This window comes from Candidatus Cardinium sp. cByotN1 (assembly GCF_022810525.1).
GTDB lineage: Bacteria > Bacteroidota > Bacteroidia > Cytophagales > Amoebophilaceae > Cardinium.
In genome coordinates this window covers 1-949 of sequence record NZ_JAACGG010000202.1, presented here as the reverse complement: position 1 = coordinate 949, position 949 = coordinate 1, and the positions used below count along the sequence as shown (strand labels likewise).

The 949-nt window shown below is 35.6% G+C and carries 1 protein-coding gene; it reads right to left on the bottom strand.

Annotated features, from left to right (window positions below; translation table 11 throughout):
• Positions 1 to 279: 279 nt before the first annotated feature.
• Positions 280 to 756: an HIT family protein gene (locus MUW73_RS04415; RefSeq protein WP_243018661.1), complete on the bottom strand. Its 477-nt coding sequence runs from the start codon at positions 754 to 756 to the stop codon at positions 280 to 282.
• Positions 757 to 949 lie beyond the last annotated feature (193 nt).

Sequence of the window (949 nt, the reverse complement as noted above, 5' to 3'; positions counted from 1 at the left end):
GGCTCCTGTTTTTCCAGCTGTAAACGAAGCTTTCAGCCACTTTTTTCATCAGCGCTTGATTTTTTGGTTACTTTTTTATCAAGAAAAAAGTAACAACAAAAATTCATTTTCTACTAATTTCGTGAACGCAAACCAAAGAGTTGCTAAATATAATCGAAGAAAAACCACAGTCGTGAACGGATACATAAAAAAGCCTTTTTTACCAAAGTCAAGAACAGATACCACTTTTCGCAGCAGAGGTTAAGGCCCTAAGCATGCTAGGTTTATTTGATGATTTAGCTAATTTTTTAAAAAATTAGCTAAATCCGCTAGTTTTTCATCTGTTTCTCTTTCTGCATCATGAGATGAGATGTAACCAGGATAGCTATCGAATTTGATTGTAATATTTTCGGAAAGCTTTTGCCAACTCCCATCTTTAGTCCCATGCAACGGAATTAATTTAGCATGTAAGTGGTTCACGCCATATCCTTCAAATACAAGCGCTGTTCTGGCAACTGTTGGAAATTTATGGACTAATAAGTCAGCTACTTCTTTAGCTGCTGCCATTAACTTGTTAATTTCTTCCAATGGATGGTCAAAAATATAGCTACTCAGGTGCTGCTTGGGTATTACTACTGTAAATCCTTTTGTATTGGGAAATATCGATAAAAAAGCCATATAACCTGCACTTTGCCATATGGTATGAGCAGGGGCTAGTCCAGCTGCAATCTTACAAAAGATGCATGCTTCAGGGGCTAAATCAGTGGGTATTTTCATTGTTATTTGACGTTATGAAATGATAAGTAAGTCATCCATTTGCTGACGCAATTAGTAAAAGCAACTTTTTACGTATCCGTTCACGACTGTGGTTTTTCTTCGATTATATTTAGCAACTCTTTGGTTTGCGTTGACGCAATTAGTAGAAAATGAATTTTTGTTGTTACTTTTTTCTTGATAAAAAAGTAACCAA

What these genes read in the sequence shown, in the direction of transcription:
- MUW73_RS04415 (WP_243018661.1), bottom strand. Translation starts at nt 756, where the DNA reads ATGAAAATACCCACTGATTTAGCCCCTGAAGCATGCATCTTTTGTAAG.